Genomic DNA, 19,561 nt, shown 5'->3' with positions numbered 1-19,561 from the left:
CCACTAATGATTTAAAAGGGTTTATAAAAGGCTGATAAGCACTTCAAAATATAAGAAATCCGTGTTGCCTGAGCGTTGATCGGTGCAAGGGTGCTTGTGCAAGGTTGCGCAAGAAGTCGCTGCGATACGGTTTTTAACGAACTCTCCGGCGGTAAAATGGGTGTAACCCAATATGGTGCTGATTCTCGATGTGGCTTGGTAGCGTATGCGTCCTTCGAAGGCATGGCCACCGAAATCGCCGCTCTGCCCGGTGCGGTCGCGATTGAATCCAGGGTCCTTGATGGTATTACTGATGTTGCCATCGAGAATATCGAACATGCGGTCCTTGCTGCTGGCCAGCCAATAGGCGCCATAACCAACTTCAAATCCTAGTTTCTGCGTTGGGCTGAATTCAAAGCGAATTTTCGGTGCTTTCAAGTTCTCATAAATCACATAGTGATCCGCCGACCAAGGCCGCGCAAATCCAAAGAAGCGGTCAAAGCGGTTGTCGACATTGTCATTGGGATTCTTGTCGCCGCTGGCATAACCGTAAAACAGGCCAATCCGTGGTTTCCAGGCATGGTCAAATGTTTTTCCTACTTCGATGGTGTATCCATGCGCGTCCACGCGATTGGGGCCGCTGAATCCTAGCTGATGGTTATAGCTGACATCGAAATCGAGAATATCGCTCGCCTTGCCATATACACGAAACCCAGGCATATGAATTTCCCGGTCCAGCCGGTTGGTTGCTGTGAAACCATTCGGATCACCCGTTTGCTTCTGCCCCATGTAGTAAGTCTGGAGAGTAGCGATGTCAGACCATTTGCGCCAAGTGCCGATCCCGCCAAAGAACCAGAGATTATCATTTGCTTCATCAAACTTGGTTTGCAAACGCCGCACCGGCTGCATGCCGAACAGATCAAGCTCCCAATCATTGGCTTCACGACCCAGATTCAAGCGGAAACCTTCAAATGTATTGGTGGTATTGCGCCACTCATTACGCGCGATAAAACGCCGGTCGGTTGTTTCATAAGCCATCCGGCCTACGCGGAATCGAATCGGCCGATCATTACCCCGGTCATCGGCCCCAAGCGCTTTTTTGAAATAAAGTTCGCCGTATGCGTTGAGCAGGTCGTACTCGTTTCTTTCCTGATCGGTCCGTACAAACCGGTTGTTATAAACCCGGGAATCTTGAAATTCGACCGCGAAGCGGAATGGATCCAGAATCTCTTTGATCCCTATCCATGCGCGTTGGCGCAAGAAAAAAGGATCGTCGTTTCCACCTTCAATACGGCGGATATCGTTGTGGCGATGCTCGTAACGCATGCGGGATTCCAGACCGATTTCCAGCCAGGTGACATCTTTAAATGCCTCAACACCGATATCGCTCAAGCGGCGCACATAGCGCGGCGGATCGGAATCCGGGTTGGTGGCGTAGCTGTTGGAACGCTGATGGTAGCTGGTTGGCTTTTTTGCCTCGGCGGTTTTTGTCTCCGGCACGATGGCGGGCAATCCTTTTCCCGCTTCAGATGGTTTACCCTGTTCCGATGCCTTGACGGCTGATGGCTTAGCCGTTTCCGGCATTTGTTGCACAACTTGCAGGATTGTTTGTTGCGTTGCTTGAAAATCAAGCGTTGTTTTTTGATCGGAAGATGCTTGAGTAGCGCTGATAGTCAGTGCGCTCAATGTCATAATTCTCGATATGTACCAAAGAAATTTCACTATATTCTCCTGAGTAAGTTCACCGGAAATTCCGTCGATCTGCTCATTTAGTTTTATGCCGGCCAGTTTTTTTGGCTGGTATTGTTAAGGGGTAGGTTGGCTTTGCTGCATTGGTGGAACTTAAAACTTAACTCATTTAAGTAGTTACGGTTTTAGCGTTTTCCGGTTTGGTCCGCCTTGGTTGACGCGAATTTTTTCCCGGCACTCAATTTGAACTACTCTGCTGCCGTGGATGATGATTTCAATCGAACCGTATTCGATGCTTGCAACCGCGCGCAAAATTTCCTGCGCGACCTCCACGGGAACCTTGTTGATTGGATCATTGTTTGCAACAATTTTGTGTTCCAAACCGGAATCGGTAGTCATTTATAGTGTTCAACACAGTAGTAAAAATTGATGGAAGCGAACGATAGCAATTTTTTTATATAAATAGAAATAATATTTTCTAATTTCTATATAAGTAAAAATCATTATGCTGTACTGTGGTAACATGATATTTCATTGCTAACCAGATGATAATCAATATAATTATGATAAAAAGTAATTTTTGAAGTATCGGATTAATTGAATGACAAGTGAGTAAATCATCGCTGTAGCGACACACCGGCGAAGCGATTCCAGTAAAATGCAGCACTAAAAAGAGGAAAATCCGGATCAGCAATGGCCGGTATTTTTTCCTCATTTGTGTCCGAAGTAATTGGATTATCGTGAATTAAACTGGCGAGATATGAATAATTTAAGAAGGTTTATGTTTTTTACGGTGCTGTTGATATTGCTATTGTCAGTTTCCGGCTGCTCTGTTTTTATGGCGGCCAAACAGCCTGAAAAGAAGGATGTCGATTTATTAAAGGAAGGCACGTCCCGAGCCATGCTGATTTCCGAGTTTGGTGCGCCGGTTATCAGCGAATTCCGCGACGGTAAGCGCTATGAAATCTTTAAGTTTGTTCAAGGGTATAGCACAGGCGCGAAAGCGAGCAGGGCCTTTCTGCATGGCGCGGCGAATGTCGTGACGCTGGGTTTATGGGAGCTGGTCGGCACGCCCACGGAAATCACCTTCAGTGGCGATGACATGGCATTTCAAGTGCGTTATGACGAAAATGACATCGTGGATGAAATCGCGCTGATTAAAAAGGAATAGCTGGTCGCGAAGCGAACAATTGGTTTTGAAGGCGTGTGCGTATCACAGGAGAATGCGGATGAAAAGCTTGCGGGTCTATTTCATGAATTGTTTTCTTGCGTGCTTTCTGGCAGGGGTGGGCATTCCGCAAGCGCTGGCCGAGGACATCGCGTGTGAGCAGACCGGCGCGGCGCACATTTGGATTTCGCCGTTAAATCCCAGAAACGGCGAACCGGTCAAGATCATGGCTGTTTCGACCGATGGCCCGCTGGCGGAATTGACACTGACCGGCGATCAAGGCCAGCGGATAGCGCTGCAGCCGCGCCACCGCGGCGGCCCGCCCTGGAGTCTGGCTGCCAGATGGGAAGAACCCGGCGCAGGGCACTATCGCGTCGAAGTGAGCCGGGGTGTCAAGCCAGTTGCCTGCCATCAATTTACCGTGGGTGGACCCAATCCGCAGGAAAGACTCAAAGAATGGAATCTTGCCGCCGAAGCGTTTTATTCCGCCTGGATCGAAACCTTGTTTGGCGCGCCGCCCGAAGAAAATCTCAGCTTTACATCGCTGGAGCCGGTATTGCGCAACGCCGAGCGCAACTTCTTGCACAATTATCTTGGTCTGGGCGAAGACAATAAATTACCGCTGACGCCCGACTGCGCCGATTTGCCGTATACATTGAGGGCGTATTTCGCCTGGAAGACCGGTTTGCCGGTCGCTTTCCGCGCGTGCGGACGCGGCTCGGCCAAGACGCCGCCACGTTGCAACGCGCCGACCATCGTGTCTGAATTTACCCGTGGCGTTACTTCGCAGAGCAATTTCACGAAATTCAGCCGTCGGCTGGTGGATACCGTTCACTCGGGTTCGGCACGCACCGGGCTGGCGGACGAATCAACCGATCTGTATCCGGTTCCGATGAGCCGGGAAACGCTGTGGCCGGGAACGGTCTACGCCGATCCCTATGGTCATATTCTGGTAGTGGCCGAGTGGGTGCCGCAGACGGCGGATAACCCCGGTGTGCTGCTGGCCGTCGACGCGCAACCGGACAACTCGGTCACGCGCAAGCGCATTTGGGAAGGCACCCTGTTGTTTGCCAATACCGCGAATGCAGGGCCAGGTTTCAAGGCTTTCCGTCCATTGATTCAGACTGCTCCCGGCCAATGGCGCGTGCTCAGCAATAATGAACTGAGCGGTCACCCTGAATTTACCGCTTATTCCTTGGAGCAGGATCAGCTCACGCCCGACGATTTCTACGCCAAATTAGCCAAACTGATCAATCCCGAGGGTTTTGATCCGGTGCAAGCGTACGAAGCCACACTGGCTGCGCTGGTGGAACAAATCGAGACGCGCGTCACGTCGGTGAACAACGGCGAAGCGTATTTACGCAAAAATCCGCGCAGCGTTATCCCGATGCCCAGCGGCGCGGCGATTTTTCAGACTCTCGGACCTTGGGAAGATTATTCCACGCCGTCGCGCGATATGCGTTTGATCATCGCGATCAATGTGCTCACCGGCTTGCCGGAAAAAATTCTGCGCCATCCGGAATTATTTGTTCTCGGCAACCAAAGTCCCGCGCAAGCCAAAGCCCAGATCGAACAGCATCACGCGCAACGCGTCCTGGAAAGCAGTATCCGCTACACGCGCAGCGACGGCAGCCCGTGGGAGTTGTCGGTGGCCGATGTGTTGGCGCGCAAACCGGCTTTTGAAATGGCCTACAACCCCAACGACTGCGCCGAAATCCGTTGGGGTGCCAAAGCGGATACGGAAGAATTCACCACCTGCCGCCGCCGCGCTCCGGCGGAACAACGCGTGAAAATGGAACAGTACCGGGCTTGGTTCCGGGAAACGCGCAGACCGGTACAGTGAGGAATCATGGGGCTTTTGCAGCAGCGGATGGGTGCTGGGAGTATTATTGATCGGGTCAGCTACGATTAACTCGGTTAGTGCGGCCGCTGATAGCGTCCGATCAATTCAGCTTGGCCAAGAATATGGCCTTTCATCGTATGTTCGAGCGCAGTTTTGCTTGGATGTTTTAAATCCGGCAACACGGTATCCAACGCGTACAACTTATGAAAATAACGGTGCGTGCCAATCGGCGGGCACGGGCCGCCGTAAACGGTTCGCTTCCAGTCGTTAACTCCCTGCAACGTGCCTTGCGGCAAATCTTTCTCAGCAATACCCTCGGCTAAACCGGCGGCGGATGGTGGAATGTTATACAGCACCCAATGCACCCAGGTCATTTTCGGCGCCGCCGGATCGGGTGCATCCGGATCGTCGACGATCAACATCAGACTCTTCGTGCCTTCCGGTATTCCACTCCAGTTAAGCGCGGGTGAAATGTTTTGTCCGTCGCAAGTGAAACGGGCGGGGATCATGTCGTTGTAGGCAAAGGATGTTGAGGTGAGTGTCAGGGTGGTCATCATTAAAACAGCCATGTAGAATTTTAACTCCGCAATGGATTTGGGTATTGGTTTACTAAGATATTGGTATGATATTCCACTCACTCTATATGAATTGAAATATAGTTTAGCGGATGCCGAAGGCGGTCCGCTAAAGCGAAAGATTAGGATTCTTCGCCACTGGTAAGAGTCTTTTTAAGAAGCCCTCGCCATGAATCGAAGAAGTAGCCATCCGCATTTCCAAAGAACGACTGATTCTCGGCTCTGAAGCGTGGCAGCATAAAGGCTTGCTCAAACTCGCGTAGATTAATGCTGTGGGACAACATTGCAGATGTCATGTGATACATAACCCAGCAAACTTGGTCCTCCGGCAGGATTCTTACGACTCCGATGCCTTGAGATTTTGCATAGTTGAACGCTCCTCGTTGAAGAGCGCCAGTGATAGCAAGAAGTCCTTTGACATTTTTTCCGGATATTTGATCCAGCTTCGATTTGAACTCTTCGACATCGTCTACGGGTAGAGACCCGGAATAGTCCTTGCATTCACAAATCCAGAGCATCGACCATTGAGGCGCACCTGGTAACCATAGCTCAATGGAGATATCTACGATGATATTGCCGCCTCGATCTCGCGAGTAATACCCCTTCTTCTGAAAAATTCTGCACTGCTGAGGTTGTAACCCGAGCCGTCCCTCATACACTTCATCATAGATTGCGGCAAACACTTGATCTTCGAACTTATTGCCCTTTGCAACGGAGCTCATTGAGAGAAGGTCCTAGCGCTCTTGCTTAGCTGTGGATTTACCATAGCAAAGCGAAGGCAAATACGTCGACTGAAGCCTTTTATTAGATCGCAACTCACTTGCAATACCACAATTCCGTGATTCCTGACAGGTTCATGGCAGCATACTCGTCTTCTGATTCTGTAGCAGGAATAAAGGGATAGCTTTTTGCCACGGAGGTTGGCGTGATGTCGTACAAGTGACCATCAGGTGTACGCACTGCAGAATGAGAAACGAACTTTACAAAGGGAAACGGCGCTAGATCAAAGTACAGCCATCCCCGAACTGGCTTGTAACGGCTATCATAAGTGCACAATTCAGTTACATTGAGGTGGCATTGATTAGAAAGCGGTTGCCACTCGCCAACGCTGACATTCAAGCGTTTTAGAAGCACGCCCTGACTTCGTTGCTCGTACAATCTAGCGGCATACTGCTTCTGAATTTCGTCACGTGGTTTCACGCTATAGCTCGTTTTGCGATCTAATGAAGTTACAAAGTCGTTGACTCAATGGAGTGATCAAATCAATCCGGAATAAATTTCAACACATTACCATTGATACAGTAGCGCTTATGGCTCGGTGGCGGGCCGTCGTCGAAGACGTGGCCGAGGTGGATGCCGGAGCTGGCGCTGCGGACTTCGATGCGTTTCATGCCGTGCGAATGGTCATCGTGCAGCGTCACTGAGCCTTCGACGGGATCGAAAAAGCTGGGCCAGCCGGTTCCGCTGTTGAATTTTGTCTGGCTGAGGAAAAGCGTGGCGCCGCTAATCGGGTCGACGAATTTACCGGGGCGTTTTTCGTCCAGATTGGACGCGGTAAACGGCGGTTCGGTGCCTTGCGCGAAAGCGATCTTTTGTTGTTCCGGCGTCAATAATTGAAATCCCAGCCATTTCCAGAAATTGGCTTGCTCCCCGTTATACCCGGTGTACCGGGTGACTTCCTGGCCGTTCCTGAACAGTACGATGGTCGGTGTTGCGAACAGCGGTTTTTCCAGTGTCCAACCGGCCGGTGGATTGGTGTTCATTGTCGCTACTACGGGTACGGCTGCCTGCCATTGATTGAGCACTTCCTTATCAAAAAGCTTGCAGTATTCGCAATGTTCGGCCTCAAAAATCACCAATTGTTGCGCAAAGTTCAGATCCTTGCCATCCAGCGGTTGAGTGAGGTTGCTGCCGGTAGCGGTTTGCGTTGCAGACTGGCCGGATGCCGGATATTTCACCCCCGTGCCGCCCAGGCCGCAGTAGCCGTTCGGGTTTTTCTGCAAGTAATTTTGGTGATACTCCTCGGCGGTGATGTAGTTCTTCAGCGGCAGGGTTTCGGTCGTGATCGCGCCGTATCCGGCGGTGTTCAGTGCTTGTTGATAAGCTTTCTGAGTATTCAGCGCCAGATCTTTCTGAGTTTCATCGTGATAATAAATAGCGCTGCGGTAATTGCTGCCGACATCGTTGCCCTGGCGGTCGCCTTGCGTCGGGTTATGGTTCTCCCAGAACTTCGCCAGCACGGTTTCCAGCGTGACTTTTGCCGGATCGAAAGTGACCTTGATGACTTCCGCATGGTTTCGTGCCGTTGTCCGGCCTGCGCTTAATTTCCGCTCGTGATCCAGAATCTGCTGATAACCGACGCCGGGCAAATCGCCTCCGGCATAGCCGCTTTCTACGTCGAGCACGCCCGGGATCTCGCTCATGCGTTTCTCCGCGCCCCAAAAACAACCCATTCCCAAGACAATGTAATCCTTTGTGATAGTGCTATTCCGATCGGTAGGTGTCACGTTTTTCTCCATTGCATAGGCTGTCAGAATACATAATAAGCCGGCGATTGCCGCGATAGTCTTTTTCATGATGAATCTCTAGGTGTAATTTAGACAAATTTTCGACACTGGGGGCGTCGCTGAGGTTCACCTACAGAGGATTGTGTGGATGCAAAATTGTTTGAACCTGTATGGTGCCTGGGCTTTTGTTAGTAACGTTGCCGCTGGTATAAATAATGGTCTCTCGTGCTTGGCAATTCAATCTTTCGCAATAGACGCGTGTGAAGTTGTGATTTCAACCACGCCTTCCCGGCAATTTACGAACGTAATTAATGGGTGTGGTTTGTGCCGGATCGCGAGCTTATCGAGCGATCCGGATATTGGTTAAATTTTTTTCAAATCAATTAATTTTGACGAAACGGCCGTCTTGCTTGATCCAAAATTCATTGGTGAACGCATCGAAGATCGATTCGGCATCGGTTGTGAAGCAATCGGCGACGGTTTGGTTGGTGACGGTGTCTTTAAGCGCCAAGGTCACCGGCGGGGTGACGGTGACGCCTGGTATGCCCGTGGGCAAGCTGCCGAATGAATTGGTGATGTCGAAGCAAGTGTCGGAATTGATAATCAGATTGGTTGCTTCGGCGGGAGCGTTGACGGTGCAATGTTTGCCACTGGCGAAGCTGCTGGCGAAGGATTCAAACGGATTGGGAATGCCGGGAATCGAAATGTTGATGCCGTTGATCTTAGAGAAAGTCACGTTGGTCGATGACAGCATCGATATTCCGGATGCGGCGGTCTGTTGCGGTGTCTGGCAAAAGCTATTACTGTCCGGTATCGGAATGCACTGGCCGTTGGTGGTTACGTTGACGACATTGCCGCTTTGCGTATAGGTTAATCCGGTCGGCGCGTTGGCGGTGTTACACGCCGGAATACTGCCGTTGCCGCCGGAATTGTTGATCTGGGCGATTAAATCCGCTAATGGCGAAACGATGGTTGGATTATCGCCCCAAGGCCCACCCATGACGTAAACCTTATTGTCGCTTTTGTTCACGCCTGCATAAATACCGGTATCCGGATAAAAGCGGAACAGCCAGGGTTCAATGCTTTGCGTCGCTTGATGATTGGGAAAATACGCGGGATAGGTATTTTCGGCCCAATTCAATAAGATTTCGGTGTCGTTGCTTATCTCGGCAAAAGCAAGGTGGAAGTTACCGGACAGAATGATGGCATAAGCGCCCATTACAAATTTTTTCGAGGTATTTTTCATCGAGTAATCTCCTTTTTTATTAAAATAATCCCCACGAAGAATATCATATTCTTCGTGGGGATTGGCTCTGTAGGCGTTTCCGCAATGTTTTAGTATTTGTAATCATTGATGATTTCGCGCTGGAGATCCGGGCACGTAAAATAGTTTGTGCCCGGTCATTGGTAACCTGTTCTGAGTTTTCCTACGGCTTCCAATGTTTCACGAAAGCATCCCGGATATGTCTTACCGCAGCATCGTAACGTAACTGGTATTGTTCCAAGTACATTTTCTTGTTCGTGTATAAGATGTGTGCTTTGTCGCGGTCGTTTTCATCGACCGCGATCTCATTGTGATGCGGCAGTAATCCGCGGCCAGGAAAATCTTTCTTTTTCACGAGATCGGGCGGAATGAACGTAAGTGCTTCCGCGGGACCGTGAGTATCGCCTTTTTGCGCATAGCGGCCGGAAATGATTTGCCCTTGCCAATATTGGGCCGCATCGGCCGCTGATCCTTTGTTGAGATTGGTGTTCCGGGAAAATTTCTCAAAATCGAAGGATGATCCTGAGCCGTAATCGGGTTTCTGCGCTAGGTTGGCGTCCGGATGATCGGGGTCGAATAACTGCAAGCTGCCCTTGCTCACCGATCCGAAATGGCCATAACTGGTATGCGCGTAAAAATCGGCTATCGCATGTGCGGCGAGATGAAATGCATTGAGGTTTTTCAGGCTCTCTTTTTCAAATTGCGCCAGCCGGACTTTGACTAAATCCCAGCCATCGGTGATGTAGCCGTTATCAAAGTGATCCCTTGGATCGTAAGATCCGGGCAAGTCGACGTCATCAACGGTTAGGCTTTTCTGCCATAAAACACTGGTGAAATGCCGGTTGAGCGAATTTAAAACCCAAGGCGGGCAAATATCGGCTGAGAGCGCTTTGTTCAGTAAGCTTTTATGAACCCACCCGGCGAATTCCGGATGAAGGCTCGACCAATCGCGTTTTAAATCTTCCGATATTTTCTTTTTATACACGGAGGGTTGCTGTGTTTGCCATAAGTGCACGTCGTTGAACAGATAGAAAGGCACATACTCGGCTTTCTCCGGCAGATCTTTTTTGACTTCAGTCTGTTTTTGTATTTTTTTCGCATGAGCGGGTTCGATGACTTGCCAGTGACCGGCTTCATCCTTGTACATGACCCAGACATGATCGAAGTCATGCTGTTTTCCTTTTGTCCATGTTCTGAATTTTCCCAGAGCCACTCTGACATTGAACGAACTGATGCCGCTGGCCAGCAACAATGACGCGATCAGGAGCGCGCGATCTTCGCAATCACCCGATTTAAGCGCAAGCGTTTCTTCTGGAAACTGCCACGGATCAAGACCGTTTGTCGGTGTGTATTCGATTTCCTTGGCCACGAATTCGGCAATGATATTTGCCCGGAAGTCGAACGATCCCGGATCTCTGGAACGAAAAAATTCCCAGCTGGCGTGCGGTAGTTTGGCAATGAATTTTCTAATCTCATTTTCCAAGGTGCGGCGCATCACCACATTGCGCTCGCTCACCAAGAATTCCCGCACATCGATATCGTAATTGCCTTTGCTGTGTCCTACCGGGGGGCGCGATGAAGGAACGATGGATTCATGAACGATCCGCTCTCCGTCCCAATTCCAGTTGTGTGACCGTGAGATCTTTGAAAATGTGAAACACATGTTTTATTCTCCTTCACGAGTAGGTGGTCTGAACGGATACCTGACTTGGCACTCTTATTATTTTTAGCATGACAGATCTGTCGCATTCATACAATCGCGAATTCGGAAATTAACCGCTAACCGATTCATTTTAATCACATTCGCTATTCCGGAACATATCGAAAGCGGTGTTTATTCCGGTGAAAAACGTATTTAACCGGCAAGAAGTGGTAGTGTATGTTTTACCTTGATCAACAATCCGTGAGGTACTTATATCATGAAAAATATTTTATCGATCTTAGCACTGGCTATTGGGGTACTTTTATTCAGTAATGGAATCAATGCCTCAGGCTATGCAAACAAGACTGAATCCGGAGGAGAAGGGGTTGATTCGATGATCCAGGCCATCAAACATGCGGAAAAAGCGAGAACGCATAAAGCGCATGCCGAGCATATTATTGAACATGCGGAGAAGAGCCTGGAGTATGCCAAGAAAGCTGAAGCGGAAGCGATTGCTGGCGGAAACGACAAGGGAAGGAGACCCATCACTGAATCCATCCGGCATTTGGTCGAAGCGATCAGCCACGCCAAACAGGGACATACCGATATCGCCGGTGAACATATTACCGATGCGCTGGAACAGATGCATCAATTTGCCACCCAGTAAGTACATTGTATTGATCACGCTATCCTGATAACACATCGAATTGATTCTGTTGGAATAAGTTCGATGTTGTTCAATAGGATAGCGAGAAGGTGATCAACGAATCAGGGCTGTTTTACTTTACGCAGGTAGGGTTTCAGTGTTTTCCAGCCTTCGGGATAAATCTTCTGCGCTTCTTCGTTACTGACCGAAGGCACGATAATGACATCGTCGCCTTGCTGCCAGTTCACCGGTGTTGCCACCTTGTGTTTCGCGGTTAGCTGCATGGAATCGAGCACCCGTAAGATCTCATTGAAATTACGGCCGGTCGTCATGGGGTAGGTCATCATCAGTTTGATGTTTTTATCGGGGCCGATGATAAAGATCGAACGCACGGTTGCATTCGTCAACGCGGTCCGCCCTTCCGCCGAACCCGTTTCATCCGCGGGAAACATATTGTACAGTTTGGCGACGTGCAGGTTGGTATCCGCGATCACTGGATAGCGAACCGCCGACCCGCCGACGTCTTCAACGTCTTTCAGCCATTTTTCATGATCAGTCAGCGGATCGATGCTCAGTCCGATGATTTTGGTATTCCGTTTATCAAACTCGGATTGAATACTGGCCATATAACCCAATTCCGTTGTGCACACGGGGGTGAAATCCTTAGGGTGCGAGAAGAGTACCGCCCATTTGTCTCCAATCCATTCGTGGAAATCGATTTTTCCGTGCGTGGTTTCTACCTGAAAATTGGGTGCTTGATCATTAATGCGCAATGACATGGATAACTCCTTGGTTTTAAGTTGATTAAACGTATGAATCGATGATAGTTCAATACTTAACAGGTTGCGCGGGCTGATCGGGGAGGTGCGTAAAAAAGTATCCCGGATCGTCCTCGTCATGAAGCTGAATCACAGTATATTTGAAATTGTTTGGCATGGATCATAATTTATCGATGCAGTTACCGCCAATACACGGCTAACAATTGTTACAAAAAATGCAAAATACCGATCAGTGACGCACCGCCAACCGCATAAATGAGCGGGCTATCCCAGGTATGCGGAGAGAAGGCTTCAGCCAGGGTAATCAGAACCGGCACCGTGAGCACAGCGGCGATGAATTGGATTGTGCTGAAATAGGAGTGGAAAGCTAAAATGGCGATAAAAGTTGTGATGAATACGCATGCGCTACCGGCATAACTACGAACGTATTTTTCCTGGGTAAACAGCGCGTAAGTCGTATATTTTCTTTTTCCGAATTTTATCCCCACCGGTTCGGCAAGCCCGTCGCCGACGCCATTGGCAATAATGATGATCATGATGACCGGTAGCAGCGCATGACTCTCAAAGTAGGCCAGTAAGGGAATGAGTACCAGATAGCTGGCGATAAACTGGGTATAAAGCCAAGTCAGCGTTAATGGCCTGTCTTCCGGCCGGTCAAACGAGCGGAACATCACGGACAACACCCCGATCCTATTACGCACGGGCGCTATAAAAAATGTCAGAAAAATAATGGCACAGACTAAATCGATGAAAAATGTCGCTGCGCTATAGGGGTATTCGATCACTAACGACAGCAAAGCCGGCAGGAAGAAAAAAGCAAAATGATTGATTTTTCTTGTGTAATTGACTTTAAAATTTCGATGAATGACAAGTAATCCACACACATAATGGGTAAAAAACAGCATTGCATAAAAGATGGCGTGATGTAGCCAATATTCGGCGGGGATATTCATTTTATAGTGCGAAGACTTAACATGCGCTAAGCGAGATTTCTTTCGGTATGGCCGGAAATTAACACTGATTAGCCTGAGCGGGATTTCTGTTTATCGTTAAAGCATCTGCATGCCGGGATTGTATCCCGTCTGCAAGAATTGAACAAAACCGCTTGCTTGCGCAAACGATAAGATTGTTAAAACCGTCGAGCCAGCGTTAACCCGATCAAACTGAACACCCCGGCAATGGTCAAGTAAAGACCGACCAGTGACGTACCGCCAAAGTCACTGAGCGCCTGTGCGGCGATTGGAGCGACGGCCCCGCCCAGGATGCCGCCCGCATTGAATGCCAATGAAGCGCCTGTATAGCGCACCCGTGGCGGAAACAGCGATGGCAGCCACGCGCCGAGGGGACCGTAGACAAAGCCCATGACGAATAGCGCGAGCGACAGCGCTGTCCATACCAGCCATAACGATCCTGAACCTAGAAGCGGTCCAAATACTAATCCCATGCCGATGGTTGCCGCGCATCCCCAAGTCAATACCCGCGCCGCGCTGGTTGCATCGGACCATATACCCGAGACGATGATACCGAGCGCAAGGAACAGAATGGCAGAAAGCTGGGTAGTCAGGAAAACCTCACGGCTGTATCCCAAAGCAACCGTTCCGTGCGCGAGCGCAAAAGCGGTCGAAAGGTAAAAAATCGCAAAACAAGCGACTACTGCGAAAGTTCCGGCGAAGGTGATCAGCGCATGATTGCGAATCAGTTCGCCGATGGGAACCGGAATCGGCGGATCCTTTGCCAGCGCTTGCGCGAATTCAGGCGTTTCGTTGATCTTTAAGCGCACCCACAGACCGAGGCCGACTAAGATTGCACTGGCCAGAAACGGTATACGCCATCCCCACGCAGCAAATTCTGCTTCGCTCAACGCCATGCCGATCAGCAGGAACAGTCCATTGGCGGCAATGAATCCGATCGGTGCGCCCAGTTGCGGAATCATGCCGAACCGCGCCCGCCATCCCTCGGGGGCATTTTCAACCGCCAGCAGTGCCGCGCCGCCCCATTCTCCGCCAAGACCAAGTCCCTGCCCGAAGCGCAGAATACACAACAGTAGAGGCGCAACCCATCCAACCATCGCATAGGTTGGCAGGAACGCAATCAGCAAGGTCGACACCCCCATCAGCAGCAATGATGCAACCAGCGTGGATTTCCGCCCGATCCGATCACCGAAATGGCCGAATAAAATCGCCCCGAAAGGGCGTGCGATGAACGCGAGACCAAAACTTAGAAATGACAGCATCAACTGCGCGGATGCAGAGCTGGCTGGAAAAAATAATGGCCCGAACACCAACGCCGCCGCTGTCGCGTAAATGTAGAAATCGTAAAACTCCACCGCCGTTCCCACCAGACTTGCGACTAGTATTCGGCGATGCTGGCGATAGGGGCTGGTCATTATCGGTTTCCTTAGAATTTTCCGGGCTATTACGTCAAAGAGCGATGCCCACTTTTTTACCGAGGGGGACGATAATAAAGAACTGACCGTTTGTCAAACCAATGATTTTACGATCAGGAATTCATGAAATTACGTTTGATTTGAAGTAATGGTGTCGATTCGCAGATATTTTCTTCTCTTCGGAATCGGAATGCTGACAGAAAAAGGCTTCGCGCAATGATGAAGCGCTGTGAAGCGCTTGGAATCAGATCAAAGATGAATTGAAAAAATAAAAGCTTAAGCAGTTTTGTGCATTAAACAGAACAATCTGAAATTGGTAAATACGAGTAACGGCTTGAAAGTACTATCCGAATGGCCCGGCCACTATGTAACTCGGGATTGCGTAGATTTTCAATGCAATCAATTTATAGCTACGAAGATTGAATATCTTTTAAGTAGCCATTGAGACTTCATGATTTTTTTGGCTCACCAGACCGGATAAATCTGGTAACTGGATTTGTAGGGTTCTTGTTTGATATTTTGGCACACATACAACGTAATCATGTTGTTTGTAGGCTTAGCTTGTTTTCTAGTTACTATTCCAGGCTAGTCATTTTTTCTAGAATAACGGCAAACTCTTTCAAGATTACGTTGTGATTCTTCAGGCTGGTAACTTATTTTTCCTCCAGCAATCACCTGTCGAAGAATCTCGAGCCGACAATTATTGTATGAAGCATCTAACTTTATACTGTACGTTGCCCCATCTTTTGGATAAAAACTACTCGAAACATCACATAATTGATCTGTATAGGCTCCACTAGGACTTTTCGATAAGAATGTTATAACAAAATCCCGTTCTGCTACTACGCGCCTGGTCATATTATTTTTCGCTGAACGAATCAGAGTATCACCATATAGCAGAGCTAGTCGACCAATAGGATTATCTGGATCCACTGTACATTGATCATCTAGAAAATACCGAACAATAGTTGTAGAGGCATTGCTACGAAGTTCAAGTAAAGCGGTGGGGCCGGTTGTGGGAGTTTTATAGTAAGCACATCCACTACACAATAAGAGTATGAAGGCAATACCGAATTTGTTCATTGTTTTTCTGGGAAATCTAATATATTGCTAAGCTGATGAGAAAAATTTTTATTGCAAAACCGATGAACGCAAAGGAGTTAATCCTTAGCTTTAGTCGTCGTAGCATTTGCTTTTTGAATCTTGATATGATTCTTCCGGTACATAGCTTACTGTATTCCCATTTATTACTTTTCTAAGAATACCCAGATAGCATTCTTCTCTATCAAATATGGAGGGTGGTTGGTATAAGCGAAATGTGGTTCTGTATGTTACACCAGGCCGTGGATAAAAACTGCCGTTAGCGGTGCAGTTGTACCCAGGTAACGTGCCATAATCATTACGCACATGAAAAGACAATAAGAATCGCTGATTTGCTTCTATCGGTTTTGTAATTCCATGTGAATCTACATATTTATCAAATTTCTCTTCTAATCTTCCCAACATTAATCTAATACCATTTTGACTTTTTGCACACTGCTCATCTGCAAAATGTGAAATGCTATTAACAGGGAGAAAGTTACTGTCGAGCTCAAGAAAAGCAATTGGCTTATCGTTAGGGGCTTTGTAAACAGATGCACACCCAGAAGATATCAAAAATACTAAAATAATAAATAACTTATTAATCATTTGTAATCCAGTGGGCATATCAAGAATCGGTACCGGAATCTTCCATAATTTCTTCTAGTCAATTGCATTCGATCTCAATCAGTACTTTGAGAGGCGTGCATTGTATCCTATTAAAACAAGTTGGATAAAATGGTAATTGCCCTGTGAAATGGTTTTAGTCCATTGCTACTCCAAACAAGGAGTGAGTAATTTTATTGATCCGGCGGAATGAAGAATAAACAACTGATCCTGTTCCAGGATCCATGCGCTCAAGTACGCCACGTGAATACTTTAAACTTCAAGACGCCGGATCAATAGTATCAATATCCCCCCGTTTAAGTAACACGGGGGGCTACAAATACATACCATTGAAAACTAAAGAACAACTATAAAGGTTCTTTGCCTTCTCGACAATCAATTAAATATCCTAAAAGCCGCCTGTGCGAGCAACCGGGCGTTAGCCGGGTGCGCAGGTAAGGCAGCGCTGCTGGGTGCCATGGGACTCGGCAAGCGCATAAATCCATTGGGGGTACCGCCGCGGCGCACCATACGCCTGAGAGCGGGGGTACCTGTGGGGTTATACGCGCTCGCAGCGTTCGATATAACATGGCACATCAATCCCAAACAAGAAATAAGAAAAATGCGGATAGCGCTTTTATGCTCGCGTTTCCACGGTCAAGCAAGCGGAAAAGGATTTATCTATTCCCGACCAATTGCGGCAAATGCGCGATTGGTGCAAGACCAGCGGTTACACTGTAATCATGGAATACGTCGAGCCGGGCGCATCCGCAACCGATGATAAGCGTTCGGTGTTTCAGCAAATGATTACTGAGGCTACACTGAAACCCAGCCCCTACGATGTGGTGGTCGTGCATAGTCTGTCACGTTTCTTTCGTGATTCGTTGGAGTTTGGCTTATATTCTGTGCTTGCTCACGCTGTGGAAGAAACAAAAAAGCACTCTCTTGAAAGAGTGCCCAGTTTTGTACCTAATTGGCTTAGCGACCAGGGTTCGAACCTGGGGTCCGCGGATTGGAGAGTGTTTTAATCAACTGTTTTTATTAATAATATACTCGCCAATACTCGTCAGGTTTGTCACGTCTTATTTGTGCCGATTTCTAAGTTCGTTAAGCAGCTAAACTATTGCATAATTAAATACAGTTAAATTTCAGTGGAATTGAAAATGCAATCCATAGTACGCGATGCTAAATCCAGTTTGATTAACGAATTCTTTGAATATGATTTGAATCAATTGCAGAAAGTTTATCCTTCCATTCAGGAAATGAATGTTTCTAAAAAAGCTTTTCTTTACCACCAAGGTGATCGTTGTTGCAATTTATTTTGGATAAAAAGCGGTATTGTTAAGCTTTCTCATTTAACAGAGCAAGGGAGTGAAATTACTATTGATCTGCTTAAGAGAGGGGATGTCACTGGTTGCTTTCAAAATAATTCTGCCAGTCAGGAAATAGATGAGAGTGCGCAAGCATTGGATAATGTTAATTTCTATCGAATAGCCTATAGCGATTTTAAAGCAATGATGTCTCATCAAACAGAGTTGGCTTGGTATGTCATTGAAGATATGTATGCTCGGAGACAGAGAGTAGAGCGCAAGTTAAGAACTATTTTGACTCAGCCAGTTGAAGTACGCGTTGTAACTACACTATTAGAATTGGCTAGGATGTTTGGAATACGATGTACGCATGGATATACCTTGGAAATCCATTTGACTCAGCAGGAAGTGGCGGATTTGGTGGGGGCAAGCCGCTCAGTTGTGAGCACGGTTTTGAATGATTTCAGAAATCGTGGAATGCTTGATTATACGCGCGATCAGATTTGTATTAATGACGCTGCTCTTGTCGATTCTTGCAGATTCCTGCGCCCCTAAGGAAGCGCTAATTAATTCAACGAACGTGATGAAGGGAGGCGCACGGGACGCAACAACCGAGACATATCAATCTGATAGGCGAGGGAGTGAGTACCGCGCAACGAAGCAATTCGCTCGTGCAGTCAATTAATCAGCGCTTCCCTAACAACCTAGTAAGGAATTTGTAGATTTGTTGTGTAGATAACAGACATCGATGATAGCGCTGTATTAATTTATGGGTCATGGTGACTATTGGGGGTGTAAATAATTTTGTGTAAATGGTCATATTGCAGGAAACTGCTTATATATATTTGGAGTAAAAATGACCACACCCAAACCCCTGCCGGCCGGCTTAATTGATAGCCTGCTGGCCGATTACAAAAAGCCAGAAGATTTAATCGGTGAGCATGGTCTTCTCAAGCAACTCACCAAAGCGTTGGTTGAACGTGCCTTGCAAGCAGAAATGGCCGATCATCTTGGTCACGATAAGCACGAAACGGTAGTCAATGCCACTGGCAATACCAGAAATGGTAAAAGCCGTAAGACCCTGAAAGGTGAATTCGGTGAGTTACCCATCGAGATCCCCCGTGACCGTGAGGGCAGCTTCGAGCCTCTGATCATTTCCAAGCATCAGACCCGCTGGGCGGGCTTTGATGACAAGATCCTCTCGCTGTATGCCCGTGGCATGACAGTGCGTGAAATCCAACAGCACCTCACTGAAATGTATGGCGCCGAAGTATCGCCTACGCTCATTTCTACGGTCACTGATGGCGTAATGGATGAAGTGAAGCAGTGGCAATCCCGGCCTCTCGATGCGGTGTATCCTGTGATCTATCTCGATTGTATCCATACCAAAGTTCGTGACGCTGGTAGCGTTCGTACCAAAGCGATTTACCTGGCGATCGGCATTAACATGGAGGGCCATAAAGAAATACTGGGCTTATGGATTGCTCAGACCGAGGGTGCCAAGTTCTGGCTCAGCGTTGTCACTGAACTCAAAAATCGTGGCGTGCAAGATATCTTTATCGCCTGTGTCGATGGCTTAAAGGGCTTTCCCGAAGCGATTGAAACCATCTATCCACATGCCATTGTACAACTCTGTATCGTGCACATGGTTCGTAATAGTCTCAACTACGTCAGCTGGAATAAACGCAAGGAAGTAGCTGCTGATTTACGTTTGGTCTATAGCGCCGCCACGATTGATGAGGCTGAGCACGCGTTAGCCGGCTTTGAAGATAAATGGAACAATGCTTATCCACCGATCGCCCGATCTTGGCGCAATAACTGGCAACGCATCATTCCATTCTTCGACTACCCGCCTGAGATACGGCGCATCATTTATACCACCAATGCGATTGAGTCAGTCAATATGAGCCTACGCAAAGTCAGCAAAAACCGTGGATCGTTTCCCAACGATGAAGCCGTGATCAAATTGTTTTATTTGGCTCTCAGCAATATCGCCAAAAAATGGTCTATGCCACTAAGAGATTGGAAACCGGCACTAAACAGGTTTACTATTCAATTTAACGAAAGAATGCCTCGGCATTATTAAC

The 19,561-nt window shown here is 48.1% G+C and carries 18 protein-coding genes and 1 pseudogene; 6 read left to right on the top strand and 13 right to left on the bottom strand.

Going from position 1 to position 19,561, the window contains the following annotated elements; all coding sequences use genetic code 11:
- Positions 1-21: 21 nt before the first annotated feature.
- A complete protein-coding gene (locus R2103_RS09085) occupies positions 22-1,671 on the bottom strand; it encodes an alginate export family protein (RefSeq protein ID WP_317531126.1) in 1,650 nt (549 codons plus the stop codon).
- Between the two features lie 174 nt (positions 1,672-1,845).
- Entirely contained in the window at positions 1,846-2,067 is a 222-nt protein-coding gene (locus tag R2103_RS09080) for a YezD family protein (RefSeq protein ID WP_317531125.1), read from the bottom strand.
- A gap of 361 nt (positions 2,068-2,428) precedes the next feature.
- Here R2103_RS09080 and R2103_RS09075 point away from each other — a divergent pair, with 361 nt between their 5' ends.
- Positions 2,429-2,839 (top strand): hypothetical protein, encoded by a 411-nt coding sequence (locus tag R2103_RS09075; RefSeq protein ID WP_317531124.1) that lies wholly within the window; start codon positions 2,429-2,431, stop codon positions 2,837-2,839.
- Positions 2,840-2,897: 58 nt separating this feature from the next.
- Positions 2,898-4,679, top strand: coding sequence for a hypothetical protein (locus R2103_RS09070; RefSeq protein WP_317531123.1), 1,782 nt, complete (start codon positions 2,898-2,900; stop codon positions 4,677-4,679).
- Positions 4,680-4,753: 74 nt separating this feature from the next.
- Here R2103_RS09070 and R2103_RS09065 read toward each other — a convergent pair whose 3' ends face one another.
- The 6 genes from R2103_RS09065 to R2103_RS09040 all read right to left on the bottom strand — a co-directional run bounded on the left by R2103_RS09065 (position 4,754) and on the right by R2103_RS09040 (position 10,688).
- Positions 4,754-5,248: a YbhB/YbcL family Raf kinase inhibitor-like protein gene (locus tag R2103_RS09065; protein ID WP_317531122.1), complete on the bottom strand. Its 495-nt coding sequence runs from the start codon at positions 5,246-5,248 to the stop codon at positions 4,754-4,756.
- Between the two features lie 128 nt (positions 5,249-5,376).
- Positions 5,377-5,976: a restriction endonuclease gene (locus R2103_RS09060; RefSeq protein WP_317531121.1), complete on the bottom strand. Its 600-nt coding sequence runs from the start codon at positions 5,974-5,976 to the stop codon at positions 5,377-5,379.
- Between the two features lie 94 nt (positions 5,977-6,070).
- Positions 6,071-6,454: a hypothetical protein gene (locus R2103_RS09055; RefSeq protein ID WP_317531120.1), complete on the bottom strand. Its 384-nt coding sequence runs from the start codon at positions 6,452-6,454 to the stop codon at positions 6,071-6,073.
- A 62-nt stretch (positions 6,455-6,516) separates the two neighbouring features.
- On the bottom strand, positions 6,517-7,830 hold the full coding sequence (gene msrA, locus R2103_RS09050; RefSeq protein WP_317531119.1) for a peptide-methionine (S)-S-oxide reductase MsrA: 1,314 nt from the start codon (positions 7,828-7,830) through the stop codon (positions 6,517-6,519).
- Between the two features lie 310 nt (positions 7,831-8,140).
- Positions 8,141-9,007: a hypothetical protein gene (locus R2103_RS09045; RefSeq protein ID WP_317531118.1), complete on the bottom strand. Its 867-nt coding sequence runs from the start codon at positions 9,005-9,007 to the stop codon at positions 8,141-8,143.
- 181 nt (positions 9,008-9,188) lie between these two features.
- Positions 9,189-10,688 carry a transglutaminase domain-containing protein gene (locus tag R2103_RS09040; RefSeq protein ID WP_317531117.1) on the bottom strand — a complete coding sequence of 500 codons (1,500 nt, stop codon included), beginning with the start codon at positions 10,686-10,688 and terminating at the stop codon, positions 9,189-9,191.
- Positions 10,689-10,944: 256 nt separating this feature from the next.
- On the opposite strand from R2103_RS09040, the gene smbP reads away from it, so the two are divergent.
- Positions 10,945-11,334 (top strand): small metal-binding protein SmbP, encoded by a 390-nt coding sequence (gene smbP, locus R2103_RS09035; RefSeq protein ID WP_132427781.1) that lies wholly within the window; start codon positions 10,945-10,947, stop codon positions 11,332-11,334.
- Positions 11,335-11,435: 101 nt separating this feature from the next.
- On the opposite strand, the gene R2103_RS09030 is transcribed toward smbP, so the two are convergent.
- The 5 genes from R2103_RS09030 to R2103_RS09010 all read right to left on the bottom strand — a co-directional run bounded on the left by R2103_RS09030 (position 11,436) and on the right by R2103_RS09010 (position 16,167).
- Positions 11,436-12,092 (bottom strand): peroxiredoxin, encoded by a 657-nt coding sequence (locus R2103_RS09030; RefSeq protein WP_317532077.1) that lies wholly within the window; start codon positions 12,090-12,092, stop codon positions 11,436-11,438.
- A 206-nt stretch (positions 12,093-12,298) separates the two neighbouring features.
- The gene (locus tag R2103_RS09025; RefSeq protein WP_317531116.1) at positions 12,299-13,045 is read right to left on the bottom strand and encodes a hypothetical protein; all 747 of its coding nucleotides are present in this window, start codon (positions 13,043-13,045) and stop codon (positions 12,299-12,301) included.
- Positions 13,046-13,221: 176 nt separating this feature from the next.
- The gene (locus R2103_RS09020) at positions 13,222-14,478 is read right to left on the bottom strand and encodes an MFS transporter (RefSeq protein WP_317531115.1); all 1,257 of its coding nucleotides are present in this window, start codon (positions 14,476-14,478) and stop codon (positions 13,222-13,224) included.
- Between the two features lie 585 nt (positions 14,479-15,063).
- Positions 15,064-15,561, bottom strand: coding sequence for a hypothetical protein (locus tag R2103_RS09015; protein ID WP_317531114.1), 498 nt, complete (start codon positions 15,559-15,561; stop codon positions 15,064-15,066).
- A gap of 90 nt (positions 15,562-15,651) precedes the next feature.
- Positions 15,652-16,167: a hypothetical protein gene (locus tag R2103_RS09010; RefSeq protein ID WP_317531113.1), complete on the bottom strand. Its 516-nt coding sequence runs from the start codon at positions 16,165-16,167 to the stop codon at positions 15,652-15,654.
- Between the two features lie 647 nt (positions 16,168-16,814).
- Between R2103_RS09010 and R2103_RS09005 the strand changes: the two are divergent.
- The 3 genes and pseudogenes from R2103_RS09005 to R2103_RS08995 all read left to right on the top strand — a co-directional run.
- Positions 16,815-17,192, top strand: a pseudogene (locus tag R2103_RS09005) (recombinase family protein); the annotation flags it as partial.
- Between the two features lie 135 nt (positions 17,193-17,327).
- Complete coding sequence (locus R2103_RS09000; RefSeq protein WP_317531112.1) at positions 17,328-18,029, top strand: Crp/Fnr family transcriptional regulator; 702 nt, start codon at positions 17,328-17,330, stop codon at positions 18,027-18,029.
- A 301-nt stretch (positions 18,030-18,330) separates the two neighbouring features.
- A complete protein-coding gene (locus R2103_RS08995; protein WP_317530187.1) occupies positions 18,331-19,560 on the top strand; it encodes an IS256 family transposase in 1,230 nt (409 codons plus the stop codon).
- Position 19,561 lies beyond the last annotated feature (1 nt).

Source organism: Nitrosomonas sp. Is24 (assembly GCF_033063335.1).
In the GTDB taxonomy this organism is placed as follows: Bacteria; Pseudomonadota; Gammaproteobacteria; order Burkholderiales; family Nitrosomonadaceae; genus Nitrosomonas.
The sequence above is the reverse complement of the archived record's forward strand: the minus strand, read 5'-3'. Positions and strand labels throughout refer to the sequence as shown.